17 protein-coding genes and 1 tRNA gene are annotated in these 14,640 nt (G+C 62.3%); 8 read left to right on the forward strand and 10 right to left on the reverse strand.

The window, feature by feature from the left end:
* Positions 1–85 precede the first annotated feature (85 nt).
* Positions 86–2,233 (forward strand): sodium-translocating pyrophosphatase, encoded by a 2,148-nt coding sequence (locus tag B015_RS0109040; RefSeq protein WP_018427368.1) that lies wholly within the window; start codon positions 86–88, stop codon positions 2,231–2,233.
* A 136-nt stretch (positions 2,234–2,369) separates the two neighbouring features.
* On the opposite strand, the gene B015_RS0109045 is transcribed toward B015_RS0109040, so the two are convergent.
* Positions 2,370–2,870, reverse strand: a complete 501-nt coding sequence (locus B015_RS0109045) for an outer membrane protein assembly factor BamE (protein ID WP_245262142.1) — start codon at positions 2,868–2,870, stop codon at positions 2,370–2,372.
* A gap of 146 nt (positions 2,871–3,016) precedes the next feature.
* Here B015_RS0109045 and B015_RS0109050 point away from each other — a divergent pair, with 146 nt between their 5' ends.
* The 7 genes from B015_RS0109050 to B015_RS0109080 all read left to right on the forward strand — a co-directional run bounded on the left by B015_RS0109050 (position 3,017) and on the right by B015_RS0109080 (position 7,581).
* A complete protein-coding gene (locus B015_RS0109050; RefSeq protein WP_018427370.1) occupies positions 3,017–3,559 on the forward strand; it encodes a ubiquinol-cytochrome C chaperone family protein in 543 nt (180 codons plus the stop codon).
* A 12-nt stretch (positions 3,560–3,571) separates the two neighbouring features.
* On the forward strand, positions 3,572–4,123 hold the full coding sequence (locus tag B015_RS0109055) for a DUF177 domain-containing protein (RefSeq protein ID WP_018427371.1): 552 nt from the start codon (positions 3,572–3,574) through the stop codon (positions 4,121–4,123).
* Between the two features lie 103 nt (positions 4,124–4,226).
* Positions 4,227–5,294 (forward strand): phosphate acyltransferase PlsX, encoded by a 1,068-nt coding sequence (plsX, locus tag B015_RS0109060; RefSeq protein WP_018427372.1) that lies wholly within the window; start codon positions 4,227–4,229, stop codon positions 5,292–5,294.
* 12 nt (positions 5,295–5,306) lie between these two features.
* Positions 5,307–6,278, forward strand: a complete 972-nt coding sequence (locus tag B015_RS0109065; protein WP_026227059.1) for a beta-ketoacyl-ACP synthase III — start codon at positions 5,307–5,309, stop codon at positions 6,276–6,278.
* Positions 6,279–6,407: 129 nt separating this feature from the next.
* Positions 6,408–6,731: an integration host factor subunit alpha gene (locus B015_RS0109070; RefSeq protein WP_018427374.1), complete on the forward strand. Its 324-nt coding sequence runs from the start codon at positions 6,408–6,410 to the stop codon at positions 6,729–6,731.
* 111 nt (positions 6,732–6,842) lie between these two features.
* On the forward strand, positions 6,843–7,379 hold the full coding sequence (locus B015_RS0109075) for a MerR family transcriptional regulator (protein WP_026227060.1): 537 nt from the start codon (positions 6,843–6,845) through the stop codon (positions 7,377–7,379).
* Positions 7,380–7,504: 125 nt separating this feature from the next.
* Positions 7,505–7,581: transfer RNA gene (locus B015_RS0109080), tRNA-Pro, on the forward strand.
* Positions 7,582–7,763: 182 nt separating this feature from the next.
* Here B015_RS0109080 and B015_RS0109085 read toward each other — a convergent pair.
* The 9 genes from B015_RS0109085 to B015_RS0109125 form a co-directional block, all read right to left on the reverse strand.
* Complete coding sequence (locus B015_RS0109085) at positions 7,764–8,015, reverse strand: DUF1344 domain-containing protein (RefSeq protein ID WP_157632703.1); 252 nt, start codon at positions 8,013–8,015, stop codon at positions 7,764–7,766.
* A gap of 287 nt (positions 8,016–8,302) precedes the next feature.
* The gene (locus tag B015_RS30680; protein ID WP_018427377.1) at positions 8,303–8,545 is read right to left on the reverse strand and encodes a DUF1344 domain-containing protein; all 243 of its coding nucleotides are present in this window, start codon (positions 8,543–8,545) and stop codon (positions 8,303–8,305) included.
* A gap of 109 nt (positions 8,546–8,654) precedes the next feature.
* Positions 8,655–8,894 (reverse strand): DUF1344 domain-containing protein, encoded by a 240-nt coding sequence (locus B015_RS0109095; RefSeq protein WP_018427378.1) that lies wholly within the window; start codon positions 8,892–8,894, stop codon positions 8,655–8,657.
* A gap of 111 nt (positions 8,895–9,005) precedes the next feature.
* On the reverse strand, positions 9,006–9,248 hold the full coding sequence (locus B015_RS0109100) for a DUF1344 domain-containing protein (protein WP_018427379.1): 243 nt from the start codon (positions 9,246–9,248) through the stop codon (positions 9,006–9,008).
* A 264-nt stretch (positions 9,249–9,512) separates the two neighbouring features.
* On the reverse strand, positions 9,513–9,755 hold the full coding sequence (locus tag B015_RS0109105) for a DUF1344 domain-containing protein (protein WP_018427380.1): 243 nt from the start codon (positions 9,753–9,755) through the stop codon (positions 9,513–9,515).
* A 213-nt stretch (positions 9,756–9,968) separates the two neighbouring features.
* Entirely contained in the window at positions 9,969–11,207 is a 1,239-nt protein-coding gene (locus B015_RS0109110) for an O-antigen ligase family protein (protein ID WP_018427381.1), read from the reverse strand.
* The gene (locus B015_RS0109115) at positions 11,204–12,739 is read right to left on the reverse strand and encodes an undecaprenyl-phosphate glucose phosphotransferase (RefSeq protein ID WP_026227061.1); all 1,536 of its coding nucleotides are present in this window, start codon (positions 12,737–12,739) and stop codon (positions 11,204–11,206) included. Before B015_RS0109115 ends, B015_RS0109110 begins: the two co-directional genes overlap by 4 nt.
* A 79-nt stretch (positions 12,740–12,818) precedes the next feature.
* Positions 12,819–13,940, reverse strand: a complete 1,122-nt coding sequence (locus B015_RS0109120; RefSeq protein ID WP_280657812.1) for a glycosyltransferase family 4 protein — start codon at positions 13,938–13,940, stop codon at positions 12,819–12,821.
* A gap of 36 nt (positions 13,941–13,976) precedes the next feature.
* Complete coding sequence (locus tag B015_RS0109125; RefSeq protein ID WP_018427384.1) at positions 13,977–14,543, reverse strand: polysaccharide biosynthesis/export family protein; 567 nt, start codon at positions 14,541–14,543, stop codon at positions 13,977–13,979.
* Positions 14,544–14,640 lie beyond the last annotated feature (97 nt).

Raw genomic sequence — 14,640 nt, forward strand, 5'->3', positions numbered from 1 at the left:
GGGAAGCCGCACATCAAGGCTTGCCTGCCTCATTCACTCGCCCGGGGAGGGGAATTCCGGGCACAATCAGGGAAGAGAATTGGCAATGACAATGCTTTACGTGGTCATCGCCTGCGGCCTGCTTTCTGTCCTTTACGCCATTTGGGCGACGCAGTCGGTGCTCGCATCCGACCAGGGCAATGCACGCATGCAGGAAATCTCTGCTGCCATCCGGGAAGGTGCGCAAGCCTACCTCTCGCGCCAATACACAACCATCGCCATCGTCGGCGTCGTCGTGTTCCTGCTCGCTTGGTGGCTGCTTTCCGCAACCGCGGCGATCGGCTTTTTGATTGGTGCAGTTCTTTCGGGCGCCGCCGGCTTCATCGGCATGCATGTTTCGGTTCGCGCCAATGTGCGCACGGCACAGGCCGCTTCCAACAGCCTGGCTGCCGGCCTCGACATCGCCTTCAAGTCGGGTGCCATCACCGGCATGCTGGTGGCTGGATTGGCCCTGCTTGGCGTTTCCGTCTACTACTGGGTCCTGACCGGCCCGATGGGGCATGCTCCGGCCGACCGTGCAGTCATCGATTCGCTTGTGGCGCTCGGCTTCGGCGCTTCCCTGATTTCCATCTTCGCCCGCCTCGGTGGCGGCATCTTCACCAAGGGTGCCGACGTCGGTGGCGATCTCGTCGGCAAGGTCGAGGCTGGCATCCCCGAGGATGATCCCCGCAACCCGGCCACCATCGCCGACAACGTCGGCGACAATGTCGGCGACTGCGCCGGCATGGCTGCCGACCTGTTCGAGACCTACGCGGTGACCGTGGTCGCCACCATGGTTCTGGGCGCCATCTTCTTTGGCGGCTCGGCGGTGCTGTCGAGCGTCATGCTCTATCCGCTCGCCATCTGCGGCACCTGTATCATCACCTCCATCGTTGGTACTTTCTTCGTCAAGCTCGGCGCCAACGGCTCGATCATGGGCGCGCTCTACAAGGGCCTGATCGTCACTGGCCTGCTGTCGATCCTTGGCCTCGGTGCAGCGACCTCGCTCACCATCGGCTGGGGCGAGATCGGCACGGCCGGCGGCATCGCTGTCAGCGGCAAGAACCTGTTCATCTGCGGCCTGATCGGCCTTGTGGTGACGGGCCTGATCGTTGTCATCACCGAGTACTACACCGGTACCAACAAGCGCCCGGTCAATTCGATCGCCCAGGCGTCGGTCACCGGTCACGGCACCAACGTTATCCAGGGTCTGGCCGTATCGCTCGAATCGACGGCACTTCCAGCTATCGTCATCGTTGGCGGTATCCTGGCCACGTTCCAGCTTGCCGGCCTGTTCGGCACTGCCATCGCTGTGACCACCATGCTTGGCCTTGCTGGCATGATCGTGGCGCTTGATGCCTTTGGCCCGGTCACCGACAATGCCGGCGGCATCGCCGAAATGTCGGGCCTGCCCAAGGAAGTGCGTCATTCGACCGACGCGCTCGATGCGGTGGGCAATACCACCAAGGCCGTCACCAAGGGTTATGCCATCGGTTCGGCCGGCCTCGGCGCGCTGGTTCTGTTCGCAGCCTACAGCTACGACCTTCAGTATTTCGCGGCGAACCCAACACAGTTCCCGTATTTTGCCGACATCGGCACAGTGTCGTTCGATCTGTCCAACCCCTATGTCGTCGCCGGCCTGATCTTCGGTGGCCTGATCCCCTACCTCTTCGGCGGCATTGCGATGACCGCCGTGGGGCGGGCGGCCAGCGCGATCGTCGAGGAGGTGCGCAAGCAGTTCCGCGAGAACCCCGGCATCATGCAGGGCACCGCCAAGCCGAATTACGCACGCGCCGTCGATCTGCTCACCAAGGCCGCGATCAAGGAGATGATCATCCCGTCGCTGCTGCCGGTGCTGGCTCCGCTCGTCGTCTATTTCGGTGTCCTGCTGATCTCGGGCTCCAAGGCATCCGCCTTTGCGGCGCTCGGCGCTTCGCTGCTCGGCGTCATCGTCAATGGCCTGTTCGTGGCTATCTCGATGACTTCGGGTGGTGGCGCCTGGGACAACGCCAAGAAGTCGTTCGAGGACGGCTTCACCGACAAGGACGGGGTCAAGCATCTGAAGGGGTCAGAGGCTCACAAGGCATCCGTGACCGGCGATACCGTCGGCGACCCCTACAAGGATACGGCCGGTCCTGCCGTGAACCCGGCGATCAAGATCACCAACATCGTCGCACTGCTGCTGCTCGCCGTCCTGGCGCACAGCGGCATCTGACGGTCAAGCCATCCAGGAAAGCCCTGGCCGTGTTGAGCGGTCGGGGCTTTTTCTTTGCCGTTCCGGAAAAGAGAAAACCCGCGGGATTGCTCCCGCGGGTCCTGTTGCCTGAGATTTCTGGAGCCTGCCAGGCGGCTTATGTGCCGCCGAAGATGCTGCTGGCCGCACTCGAGCCCATCTTGCCGGCACCTGCGAGCAGCTGTCCCAGGAAGTTCTGGTCCTTGCCGCCGGTCGGCGTCGTGCGCGAGATGAAGTCGAACACCTTGCCGTCCTGCATGCCGTAATTGGCGATGTTGGTGACGCGACCGTCGGCGCCGAAATAGACGGCCAGCACGCGCTGTTCGATCAGCTTCGGCTTGGCGAAAGCGACAGAGCGCTTGCGCGTCTGCGAGATGTAATAGAACACCTCGTTGTCGAAGGTCGCGGTCGTCGACGGCGTACCCAGCGCAAGAAGCACCTGCTCGCGGCTCGAGCCGACAGGCACAGAATCAATCGACTGCTGGTCGATGACATAGCCCTGGGTCAGCGTTTCGCTGGGGGTCAGGTCGCCGAAGGTCTTGGACGTATTACACGCCGAAAGCATGGCCGCGGCCGCAATAAGCGAGACCGCGCCGACCGGGCGCAACGAAAATGGCATCTTGAATTTCAGCGCGTGCAACAACAACTCCATCCTGTCGTGCCAGGGGCTCTAGCTTGCGCGAAGCCGCAAAACCGGTAAACCAGCTTGCGTGCCGATGCAACAAGGCCACCTAACGAAACGGGTCCCCGGGAGACCGCCCTCTCATGTTCCAGCGTCTGTTTGGCCGCGAACGCCAAGCCAACCGCGCTATCACCGACGCGCTCTATACACGAATCGTGGCGGCTGCGCGGCAGGAACCATTTTATTCTGCATGGAATGTACCTGACACGCCGCTCGGGCGTTTTGAGATGCTTTCCCTGCATATGTTTCTGTTTCAGGACCGGCTTCGCGGCGAGCCGGGGGCTTCCGCCGAGATCGCCCAGCGGCTGATCGACGAGTTTTTCCTCGACGTCGATCATTCCCTGCGCGAGCTCGGCATCAGCGACACCGGCGTTCCCAAGCGGATGAAAAAGCTTGCGAAAATGTTCTACGGGCGGACGCAATCCTACAAGGATGCGCTGGAGCGCGACGATCATGCTGCACTTGCTGCGGCCCTCATGCGCAATGTACGGCCTGACGCCACCGAATGGCCCGAAGCGGCTGCGCTGGCGAGCTATGTGCTCGAGGCGAATCGCGTGCTTTCGGCTCAGCCATCCGAGGACATTTGTGCCGGCAACCTTATATATCCGGCACCACAGGCAGCCTGAAGGAGGCCACCCATGCACCATGTCGAAATCAAGAGCCCGGTGTCCTTCCCGGTCAACGTCGCACGCCTGCCGCAAAAGGGCACGACCGTCATCGTCGAAGCAACTGAGGCGCAGCGCGCCGCACTTGCCGAAGAGCACGATCTTCTCTCCGTCGAGCGCTACCATGCCGAACTGCTCGTCACCAAATGGAAGCGCAACGGCGTCAAGGTTCGCGGCCGCGTCGAGGCCCGGATCACCCAGGCCTGCATCGTCACCCTCGATCCGGTCGAGGCCGTGATCGACGAAGAGGTAGAGGGCGTGTTCCTGCCTGAGGATTCGAAGCTTGCTAGGCACGGGTTCAATGCCGCAGGCGAGATCCTGCTCGACGCCGAGGGGCCGGACAGTCCGGAAACCTTCACCGGCGACACGATCGATGCCGGCGCGCTGGCAGAGGAATTCTTCGGCCTGGCGATCGATCCCTATCCGCGCAAGACGGGCGCTTCCGTGGCGACCGCCGGCGACGATATCGAGCCGGTCGAGAGCGAATTCCAGAAAAAGCTTCGTCTTATATCCAAGAAGCTTTGAAAACGGCCCGCGTTTCGCGTAATCCCGGTTGTGCGGTCATTCAAAACCGCTATTTTCGCCGGACTTTTGCGTGCCCCTACGCCAACAGTGAGATGACCGACGCGTGATCAAGATTTCCATTGATGCCATGGGCGGCGACCACGGACCTTCCGTGATCATTCCCGCGCTGGCCAAGGTTGCCATCAGGCGCAGCGACATTCGCTTCATCATCTATGGCCGCGAGGAACTGGTCCGTCCCGAACTCGCCAAGCAGCCGAGGCTGGCCGCGGTCAGCGAGTTCGTGCACTGCGAGGTTTCCGTGCGCATGGACGACAAGCCGAGCCAGGCCCTGCGCCATGGCCGCTGGAAGTCGTCGATGTGGAAGGCCATCGAGGCGGTCAAGTCGGGAACCGCTGACGCCTGCGTTTCCGCCGGCAACACCGGCGCGCTGATGGCGATGTCCAAGTTCTGCCTGCGCACTATGGCGACCATCGACCGTCCCGCGATTGCGGCCCTTTGGCCGACGACACGCGGCGAGAGCGTCGTGCTCGACGTAGGTGCCACCATCGGTGCCGACGCGCATCAGCTCATCGATTTCGCCATCCTCGGCACGGGCATGGCGCGCGCCCTGTTCGGCGTCGAGCGGCCGACCGTCGGCCTGCTCAATGTCGGGGTCGAAGAGATCAAGGGCCAGGAAGAGGTCAAGGAAGCCGGGCGCATGCTACGTGAGGCCAACATGGCTTCGATGAGCTACCAGGGCTTCGTCGAAGGCGACGACATCGGCAAGGGCGTCACCGACGTCGTCGTGACCGAAGGCTTCTCCGGCAACATCGCGCTCAAGACCGCCGAAGGCACGGCGCGGCAGATCGCCGGCTACCTGCGCGAGGCGATGAGCCGGACACTGATGGCCAAGATCGGCTACATCTTCGCCAAGGGCGCTTTCGACCGCCTGCGCGAAAAGATGGACGTGCGTCGCGCCAATGGCGGCGTGTTCCTCGGCCTGAACGGCATCGTGGTGAAAAGCCATGGCGGCGCCGACGAGGATGGTTTCGCCGCGGCCATCGAAATGGCCTATGATATGGTGCGCAACCGGCTGCTCGACCGCATCGAGGCAGATCTCGATCTGTTTCACGCACGCAACCCGCATGCCGCGATGGGCCGTCCCACCGCTGCGGTCGAAGATCAGGAATAGGATTTTTTCAACGTGATCAGATCAGTTGTGCGCGGCATTGGTTCGGCGCTGCCCCGCCGCATCATGAAGAACGCAGATTTTGAAGGCATGGTCGAGACCTCGGACGAGTGGATCGCCCAGCGCACGGGCATCCGCCAGCGCCACATTGCTGCCGATGACGAAACGACGGCATCGCTGGGCGAGGCTGCGGCGCGTGCCGCGCTCGAAAATGCCGGCCTGACGCCCGACGACATCGACCTGATCGTACTCGCCACCTCCACGCCCAACAACACCTTCCCGGCCACCGCCGTCGAGATCCAGAACCGGCTCGGCATGCGCCATGGCTTCGCCTTCGACATGCAGGCGGTGTGCAGCGGCTTCGTCTATGCCGTCACCACGGCCGACCTCTACATCAAGGGCGGCTTGGCCAAGCGCGTGCTGGTCATCGGCGCCGAAACCTTCTCGCGCATCCTCGACTGGAGCGATCGCTCCACCTGCGTGCTGTTCGGCGATGGCGCCGGTGCGCTGGTGCTCGAGGCCGAGCAGGGCGAGGGCACCATCGCCGACCGTGGCGTGCTGGCGGCCAGCTTGCGCTCGGACGGCGTCCACAAGGACAAGCTTTATGTCGACGGCGGCCCGTCGACGACAGGCACTGTCGGCCATCTGAAGATGGAAGGCCGCGAGGTCTTCAAGCATGCCGTGGGCATGATCACCGACGTGATCGAGGACGTTTTCTCCCAGACCGGCGTCTCCGCCGAGACGCTGGACTGGTTCGTTCCGCATCAGGCCAACAAGCGCATCATCGACGCCTCGGCCAAGAAGCTCGGCATTGCCGACGAAAAGGCCGTGGTCACCGTCCATATGCACGGCAACACTTCGGCGGCGTCGGTTCCCCTCGCACTTTCGGTTGCGGTGGCTGATGGACGCATCAAGAAGGGCGACCTTGTTATGCTTGAGGCCATGGGCGGCGGCTTCACCTGGGGTGCAGTGCTCGTCCGCTGGTGATTTGGGGCGCAAGCGCCTCAAATTGACGCCTACCCGAAGGTCATGGCATCGGTCCTTGACCTTGACGTTTCAACGACTTAACCTCCGGCGCGTTTGCTAAATCGTTGTTTTTGGGGATTGGACCGTCGCATGGGGGGAAAGACACTTACGCGTGCCGACCTCGCCGAGTCCGTTTATCGGAAAGTCGGCCTTTCACGTACCGAGTCGGCACAGCTCGTGGAAACGGTTCTTGACGAGATTTGTGAGGCAATTGTTCGCGGTGAGACAGTGAAACTGTCGTCCTTCGCCACCTTTCATGTCCGGGACAAGAATGAGCGTATCGGTCGCAACCCCAAGACCGGCGAGGAAGTGCCGATCCTGCCGCGCCGGGTGATGACGTTCAAGGCATCCAACGTGCTGAAAAGCCGTATCCTGCGGGCGCACCAGGGGCCCAAGGCCAAGGGCGGCAAGTAGCAGTTTCTGATGCTATCCAGTTGACAGCCTGGCGCTTCCGCAGCGCCGGGCTTGAATGTTTTTGCGCAAACCGCTGAAATGAATCACGAATCGTTTGCGAAAGTGGCGACCATGGACAAGAGCCCCGACGCCTTCCGCACCATCAGCGAAGTGGCCGAAGATCTGGACTTGCCGCAGCATGTGCTGCGCTTCTGGGAAACCCGTTTCACCCAGATCAAGCCGATGAAGCGCGGCGGCGGCCGGCGCTACTATCGCCCGCAGGATGTCGAGCTGATCAAGGGCATCCGCCACATGCTCTACGAGCAGGGCTACACCATCAAGGGCGTGCAGAAGCTGTTGCGCGACAATGGCAACCAGTTCCTCGTCGCCATCGGCAACGGCGACATGAAGGCTGTTGAGGCTATTGCCCAGCGCAAGGCAGCCGAAGCGCCGCTCACCCCGGCCGCCCAGCCGCGCACCGACGAGGAAATGCTGGTGGGCGAGGCGCGGGCCAAGCCCAGCCGGCGTTTCTTCGGTCTCGGCAAGGGGGACGACGAAGGGCCTGTTCCCGCCGATTCGGGCAAGCTTTCGCGCGACAATAGGGCGTTGCTGCAGGAGGCTCTTTTCGACCTTCTCGAGTGCAAGCGCCTGCTCGATCAGGTGCGCTGAGGCGGCCTTCCGCAGCGCTCCTGGCCTTTGTCCGCAGGCCGGTTTCGACAATGAACAAGATTGGCGGAAAAGCTGCCGAATTGGGTTGACCGCGACGTCATAATCAAGGTAGATCGCGGCCGGTCCGGAGTGTAGCGCAGCCCGGTAGCGCACTTGACTGGGGGTCAAGGGGTCGTCGGTTCGAATCCGGCCACTCCGACCATTTTTCCCTTCCCCTGATTTCTTCCTGATGAAAATCCGACTTGAGCGGGCGGCTAGAGCCGCCGCCATGTCGGCCTGTCTTCTTTGAAACGCTGGTATCTCAAATAGAGAACGCCACGGACGGGGAGGGCGTCCGTGGCGTTGTTGGTGTGGCAAGGCGCGCCTTCGGCGCGTCGCCTGGCATCACATTGCGTGGCCTACAAGAACGTAGTCGATCTTGGCGCCATTATCGTGCTCAGAGATCGCCACCTTCTTGCCGGCGGCAATGTTGGTCGGGATCGCAACGTCCATCGGGATGGTGTAGCTTTCGCCGTCCTTGAGCGTGATGACGCGGGTATGCGGGTTGAACTTGGCGACGACACCGTCGACTTCCGAGGCCATGGCTGCACCCGACATAAGGGCGAGAGCGGCGGCTGCAAGAACAAACTTTCTCATCGTACTTCTCCTGTTTGCTTATCTTCGAAGCGTTGGGTCATTGTTTCCATTGCTTGACGATAAATAAACGGGCGGCTGGGCGAATGGTTACATGCTGTTCGGTAAACTCGATACACAACTCATTCACGCTTTATTGTGATTGCTGCGATGCAACCAAACCGGAGTGCAAAGGCGAATCCGGAGGGGAACGGGGCGATGTTCCGTGGGGCATGAATTAAAAAAACGCCACGGAGAGGCCCCGTGGCGTTTCTTGTCGGTGTCACCGGCGTTGCGCCGGTCGGCGTTGATCAGAGCGACTTCAAAACGCCCGTAACACGGTCGCCGTCGCTGTTGAGCTGGATCGATACCTTCTCGCCGTTCTGGATCGAGGGCACCGCCACGTCACGCGGAATGGTATAGCTCTGGCCGTTGTCGAGGGTGATGACGCGGACGTCGCTGTTGTACTTGGCAACGGTGCCGTCGGTCGATGACGCCAGGGCAGCGCCCGACATCAGGGCGAGGGCTGAGGCAGCGAGGATGAGCTTCTTCATTTTGGTAGTCCTTTGTTTGGTGGAGCGCGGACATCGCTTGTTCAGGCGTCACGCGCTCTGGGGGCGACGATCGTGGGAGGGCGATCGTCGTCGGGAAGAAACGGATGGCTTACAGCGACTTCAGGACGGTGGTGACACGGTCGCCTTCGCCGTTGAGCAGGATCGTTACCTTCTCGCCGGTCGAGATCGACGGCACGGCAACATCACGCGGGACCGTGTAGCTCTTGCCGTTGTCGAGGGTGATGACCCGGGCCTCGCTGTTGTACTTGGCGACGATGCCATCGTTGGAGGCAAGCGCTGCACCAGACATCATGGCGAGGGCCGAAGCGGCGAGGATGAGCTTCTTCATTTTGGTATTCCTTTCGTTTGGTCGAGCGCGGACGTCGCTTGTTCAGGCATCACGCGCTCTGGGGGGCAGCAATCGTGGGAGGGCGATTGCCGTTGGGGAGAAATGGTTGGCTTACATCGACTTCAGGACGGTGGTGACGCGGTCGCCTTCGCCGTTGAGCAGGATCGTTACCTTCTCGCCGGCCGAAATCGACGGCACGGCCACGTCGCGCGGGATGGTGTAGCTCTGGCCATTCTCGAGCGTGATGACGCGGACATCGCTGTTGTATTTGGCGACGATGCCGTCGGCGGACGAAGCCAGGGCGGCGCCCGACATAAGAGCGAGGGCCGTGGCAGCAAGGATGATCTTCTTCATGTCAAAGTACCTTTCATTTTCGAACAGCGGCGGCTGTCTTTTGTCTGGTCGCTTCGCCTCCGCTTTGCGGCAGGTCCTGGCGCCATGGGCCGTCTTGCTGTTCGCCTTTCTTGGGGGATGCCGGCACGAGTTCGACCTTTCCCGCTCCTTGCGGGGCGAGTTGTCTATCCGTGCCGGGTAGTTGGGAGCCGGGGGTGGGAGGTTCCACGGCCCCTTGACTTGGGAGGTTAGGGAGACTGTCTGGAAAGAGAGGCTTGATAGCCGTTACAGCGACTTCAGCACGCCCGTCACGCGGTCGCCTTCGCCGTTGAGCTGGATCGAGACCTTCTCGCCAGTTCGGATCGAGGGCATAGCAACGTCACGCGGTACGGTGTAGCTGTTGCCGTTTTCGAGAGTAATGACGCGGGTGTCGGCATTAAATTTGCCAATTACACCGTCAGTAGAAGATGCAAAAGCGGCTCCTGACATCATGGTGATGGCTGCAGCGGCAAGGATGATCTTCTTCATGTTAGTATTCCTTTCATCGGTCGTTAGCGCGACCGGATTTTTATTCCGTCTGTTCGCTTACAGGTTTTAGATAGGCGCCTATCTTTCGAATTACCATGGGTGGGACAGTCACTCTGATTCACAAAACGGTCACGGCGATGTGAGCCGGCAAATCGGTGCCGGACCGTTCACAAAACGGACGGGATGTGAGCAATGGCCGCGCGCGACGGAGACTCAGGCAACCTGCCGGGCGAGCCTGTGCTGATGGCGGGTCTCAAGCGCAATCGCGCCCCAGATCAGGCCGAGCAGCAGGTAGAAATGGCGCCAGTGGTCCGTGTCGATCACGGAGCCGAGTGCGATATGGCCGATGAGGACGACATAGGCAGAGAGCAGGTAGGGCTGCCACGGCCGGTCACGCAAAAGGATGCGGAAGCCTGCCGCCACGGTCCACACGATCATGGTCAGCCACGACGCGAAACCCAGCCAGCCATAATCCATCAGGGCCTTGAGCCAGATGTTGTGGGTGTCCTCTCCATAGATCTGGCCGAAAACGAGCGGGCCGATGCCGAAGGGATTTTCGGTGGCGAGCATGAAACCGATGCCATAGCGGGCAAAACGGCCGACGCGTGCGCCGTCATAGTCCTGCACCAGCTTGGCGCGCGTCGTGAACAGCTCGCCGATGCTGGGGATCTGCAGGACGATCAGCAGTGCCACTGCGAGCAATGCGACAGCGGCGATGCTCATGATGACCACACGCAGCCGGAACCTGCCGCTGTTGCTCTGCAGGAAGAGGAAGCCGGTCAGCAGGATCGCTGAAGCGCCGAACAGGCCCCATGCGCCGCGCGAGAAAGACAGGAATATGCCGCCGGTGACGATCAGCAGCGGCACTGCATAGAATGCCATCTTGGCCGGGTTGCCGGTCAGGACGCGATAGAGCAGGTAGACACCAGGCAAGGTGAGATAGGGGCCGAACACGTTCGGATCCTGGAAGGCGCCGGCGGCGCGCCCGAACTTGGTGAACATGTCCGCGCCCGGCACCGCGCCGAAATAGCCGAGAATGCCGAGCAGCGACGTCACTACGGCCGCCGTCATCCACGACAGGAAGATGACGCGATAGAGCCTGGGGTCGGCGGCGGTGACCGCGGCGAAGAAGATGGCCGTGAAGGCGAGGAACAGCGACACCGCCAGGTAGAGCGGCGTGCTCATCAGGTTTTCCATCTGCGTCATGGAAATCATGCCGCCGATATTGAAGGTGACGAGCAGAACGACCAGCGGCGCGATGGCGCCCGGTATACGCAGGCCAAACAGCGCCCAGATGGCGATCAGGACGGCCATGTAGATTTCGTAAGGCGCCGGCTCGCGGATGACGAAGCCGGACAGCAGCACGCCAAGGGCAATCGCACCCGTCGAGATCAGGCTGATCAGCTTGGCGTTGACGGCCGCTCGCGGCAGCTCATAAGCGATCGCGCTCAATAGGCGTTTTCCGTGTTGAGCAGCCGGATCGGCGTCAGGAACAGGATTTTGATGTCGAACCAGAGCGACCAGTTCTCGATGTAATAGAGGTCGAGTTCGGTGCGCTTACGGATTTTCTCGTCGGTGTCCATCTCGCCGCGCCAGCCATTGATCTGCGCCCAGCCGGTGACGCCTGGCTTGACCTTGTGGCGGGCGAAATAGCCGTCGACCACCTCGTTGTAGAGCAGGTTGTGCGACTGCGCCGCCACCGCATGCGGACGCGGCCCGACCAGCGACAGGCTGCCGAACAGCGAATTGAAGAACTGCGGCAGCTCGTCGATTGAGGTCTTGCGGATGAAGCGGCCGACGCGGGTGACGCGCGGGTCGTTCTTGGTCACAGACTTGCGGGCGGTCGGATCGGACTGGTCCGCATACATCGAGCGGAACTTGTAGACCTCGATGACCTCGTTGTTGAAGCCGTGGCGCTTCTGCTTGAACAGCACCGGACCCTTGCTGTCGAGCTTGATGGCAATAGCGGTCGCCAGCATGACCGGCGAGAAGGCGACGATGCCAAGCAGGCTGAAGAGGATGTCGAAGGCGCGCTTGGCAACCGAATCCCAGTCGTTGATCGGTTTGTCGAAGATGTCGAGCATCGGCACCGCGCCGATGAAGGAGTATGCGCGCGGCCGGAACTGCAGCTGGTTGGAATGCGCTGAAAGCCGGATGTCGACAGGCAGCACCCAGAGTTTCTTCAGCAACTGCAGCACCCGGGTCTCAGCCGTCAGCGGCAGCGATACGATCAGCATGTCGATGCGGGCGATGCGGGCGAACTCGAGCAGCTCCGACACCGTGCCGAGCTTGGGATAGCCGGCGACGATAGGCGGTGAGCGGCGGTTGTCGCGGTCGTCGAAGATGCCGCAGATTCGGATGTCGTTGAACGGCTGCTGCTCGATCGAGCGGATCAGCACTTCGGCTGCCTGGCCGCCGCCGACGATGACGGCGCGGCGCTCCATACGCCCGTTGCGCGCCCAGCGTCTGATGACGCGCGCGACAAGGAGGCGAAGACCCACCAGAAGCACGATACCTGCGGCAAACCACGCGCCGAAGATCAGGCGCGAAAAGTCCTCGGATACTTTCATGAAGAAGGCGGCAACGGCCATCATGGCGAAGGTGCCAACCCAGCACAGCAGCGCCCGTCCGAGGGCGGAGCCAGGCTTCAGCAGCGATTGCAACTGATAGCAGTCAGCGATTTCGAGGAAAATCACCGTTGCCAGCGACGCGGTCAGGATGACGACGGGGTATTGCCAGCCGAGGTGGCCGAGGAAGCCGAGATAATAGATGTAGATGAGGAAGCCTGACGCGAGCAGCAGCCCGAATTCGATCAGCCGCACCCCGCCGCTGACCATGACCGGGGACATGGTGTCGCGCCGGTACTGCGCCGCCACTTCCTGGGCGACCTTGCTCAGCGAGGCCACGCCTTCCTTCTTGCCGTCGTCGCTGGCGGCCTTGACCGCTTCGGCGGTGAAGCGATGCGCTGGATCTTTTTCGGTCATCGTCATCGATCTGCCCTTAGGCAGCCCTGTCTAGCAGGACTGGCCTAACACAGATGGCCTAAGAAACCCTTGAGCGGGATCAGGCCGCAACCGGCGCGAGCACGGAAAGATAAGCGCCTTCGACATCGGCGGCCATGACCCTGGCGCTGAAGCGGGATTTGAGCTCGTCCGTGTTGGGAAGCCTTGCGGCATAGGCTGCCGGTGCGCTCAGGACTTCCGTCATCTTGGCCGCGATCTGGTCCCTGTCGGGCATGACCAGTGCCGGGGATTTGTCGCCGAGAATCTCGGGGATGCCGCCCACTGACGTCGCCACCATCGGCTTGCCGGCGGCAAGTGCCTCCAGCACGATGTAAGGCATGGCCTCGGCGCGCGACGGTACCACCACGCATCTGGCGAGGGCAAAGGCCTGGCGGGCCGGCATCGGATCGTGAAAGCGGACCTGACCCGCAAGTCCTAGCCGTTCGACCTGCTGGCGGTAGCGGGGCAGGTCGTCGCCGGCGCCGACCATGGCGGCGGAAACGTTTCCGGCAACCTTGTCGCGGATCGAAGCCAGCGCGTCGATGAAGAGGTCGGGCCCCTTCAGGTCGCGCATCATGCCGATATAGAGAAAGTCGGCGGCATTTTCATTTGCAGGAACGGGCTCGAACTCGCTGTCGCGCAGCCCGTTGTAGACCAGGCTGTCGGGCACCAGGGGAGCGCCCACCTTGCGCACGAAGGTGCGCCGCTCGTAATCGGAGACGAACAGCAGGTGATCGGTGAACCGCTCCATCAGGCGTTCCAGCCCAAAGAACAGTTTTCCGGTCGACGTCCGCTCGTCATAGTGCAGACTGCCGCCATGCGGCGAGTAGAAGCGGGCCACGCGAGACCTTGAAACCCGCAACAGTGAGCCGAACGCACGCGCATAGACGCCACCCTTGGCGCCGTGCCCGTGCAGCACGTCCGGCTGCAATTCCTTGATGATCCTGTAGGTGCGCCAACCCGAGGCGATGTCGCCGGGGCCGATATGGCGCTGCATGGAGGTGCGCCGGATGCCGAGTGTCAGCATCGGGCGGATCGCCTCGAACAGGCGCTCTTCGTGTTCGCCGCCGGTGGTTGAATCGCAGATGAGGCCGACCGAATGGCCGGCGGCCACCTGGGCCTCGGTCAAGTCTCGCACATGCCTGAAGATGCCGCCGACCGGCGACCTGAAGCAGTGAACGATCCGGAGCTTGCGGGGTGGGATCTGGAGCACGGCGTCTTAGAACAGCCGTTCGCGGATATAGATCGTGTCGCCGGGCAGCAGCGGGTCGCTGGTGACCACGCGGCCGGTCATCACCTTGCCGTTGATGTCGCGGGTGATGTCGACATTGGCCTGGTTGGCGCGGGCGCTGAACCCGCCGGCCATCGCGATGGCCTTCTGCACGGTGAGGCCCGGCACATAGGAATATTGCCCGGCGGCGCCGACTTCGCCCATCACGAAGATCGGGCGGTAGCGGTCGACTTCGACCGACACGTCGGGATCACGCAGGAAGCCCTGGCGCAGCTTTGCGGCCAGCGCTGCCTCGACCTGCTGGGCCGTCTGGCCACGCGCCGGCACGGCGCCGACGAGCGGGACTGAGATGTAGCCGGACTGGTCGACGCTGTAGGTGTTGGTCAGGCCTTCCTGCTCGAACACCGTGACACGGATGCGGTCGCCTGCGCCGAGACGATAGGGCTGGTCCAGCGCTTCGTGGAAGGCGGCGGGAGCAGGCTTGTAGCTCGAGCAGCCGGCTGCGACGAGCATGACGGCGACGAGCGCATGACGGACTGGAGAGAAGCTTTTCATATCGGGCGACGCGTCTCGGCTGCTTGCCGCCGCTTCGGGCGACTGGTTCGCCTCAGTTATCGTCTTGTTAGGGTTAATGCCCGGTAAAGGCTGCGCA

It is taken from the genome of Hoeflea sp. 108, assembly GCF_000372965.1.
In the GTDB taxonomy this organism is placed as follows: Bacteria; Pseudomonadota; Alphaproteobacteria; order Rhizobiales; family Rhizobiaceae; genus Aminobacter.

Excerpts from the sequence above, each read along its gene's own strand:
- B015_RS0109040 (WP_018427368.1), top strand. The coding sequence starts at position 86 with ATGACAATGCTTTACGTGGTCATCGCCTGCGGCCTGCTTTCTGTCCTT.
- B015_RS0109045 (WP_245262142.1), bottom strand. The coding sequence starts at position 2,870 with ATGCCATTTTCGTTGCGCCCGGTCGGCGCGGTCTCGCTTATTGCGGCC.
- B015_RS0109050 (WP_018427370.1), top strand. The coding sequence starts at position 3,017 with ATGTTCCAGCGTCTGTTTGGCCGCGAACGCCAAGCCAACCGCGCTATC.
- B015_RS0109055 (WP_018427371.1), top strand. The coding sequence starts at position 3,572 with ATGCACCATGTCGAAATCAAGAGCCCGGTGTCCTTCCCGGTCAACGTC.
- B015_RS0109070 (WP_018427374.1), top strand. The coding sequence starts at position 6,408 with ATGGGGGGAAAGACACTTACGCGTGCCGACCTCGCCGAGTCCGTTTAT.
- B015_RS0109075 (WP_026227060.1), top strand. The coding sequence starts at position 6,843 with ATGGACAAGAGCCCCGACGCCTTCCGCACCATCAGCGAAGTGGCCGAA.
- B015_RS0109085 (WP_157632703.1), bottom strand. The coding sequence starts at position 8,015 with ATGAGAAAGTTTGTTCTTGCAGCCGCCGCTCTCGCCCTTATGTCGGGT.
- B015_RS30680 (WP_018427377.1), bottom strand. The coding sequence starts at position 8,545 with ATGAAGAAGCTCATCCTCGCTGCCTCAGCCCTCGCCCTGATGTCGGGC.
- B015_RS0109095 (WP_018427378.1), bottom strand. The coding sequence starts at position 8,894 with ATGAAGAAGCTCATCCTCGCCGCTTCGGCCCTCGCCATGATGTCTGGT.
- B015_RS0109100 (WP_018427379.1), bottom strand. The coding sequence starts at position 9,248 with ATGAAGAAGATCATCCTTGCTGCCACGGCCCTCGCTCTTATGTCGGGC.
- B015_RS0109105 (WP_018427380.1), bottom strand. The coding sequence starts at position 9,755 with ATGAAGAAGATCATCCTTGCCGCTGCAGCCATCACCATGATGTCAGGA.
- B015_RS0109115 (WP_026227061.1), bottom strand. The coding sequence starts at position 12,739 with ATGACCGAAAAAGATCCAGCGCATCGCTTCACCGCCGAAGCGGTCAAG.
- B015_RS0109125 (WP_018427384.1), bottom strand. The coding sequence starts at position 14,543 with ATGAAAAGCTTCTCTCCAGTCCGTCATGCGCTCGTCGCCGTCATGCTC.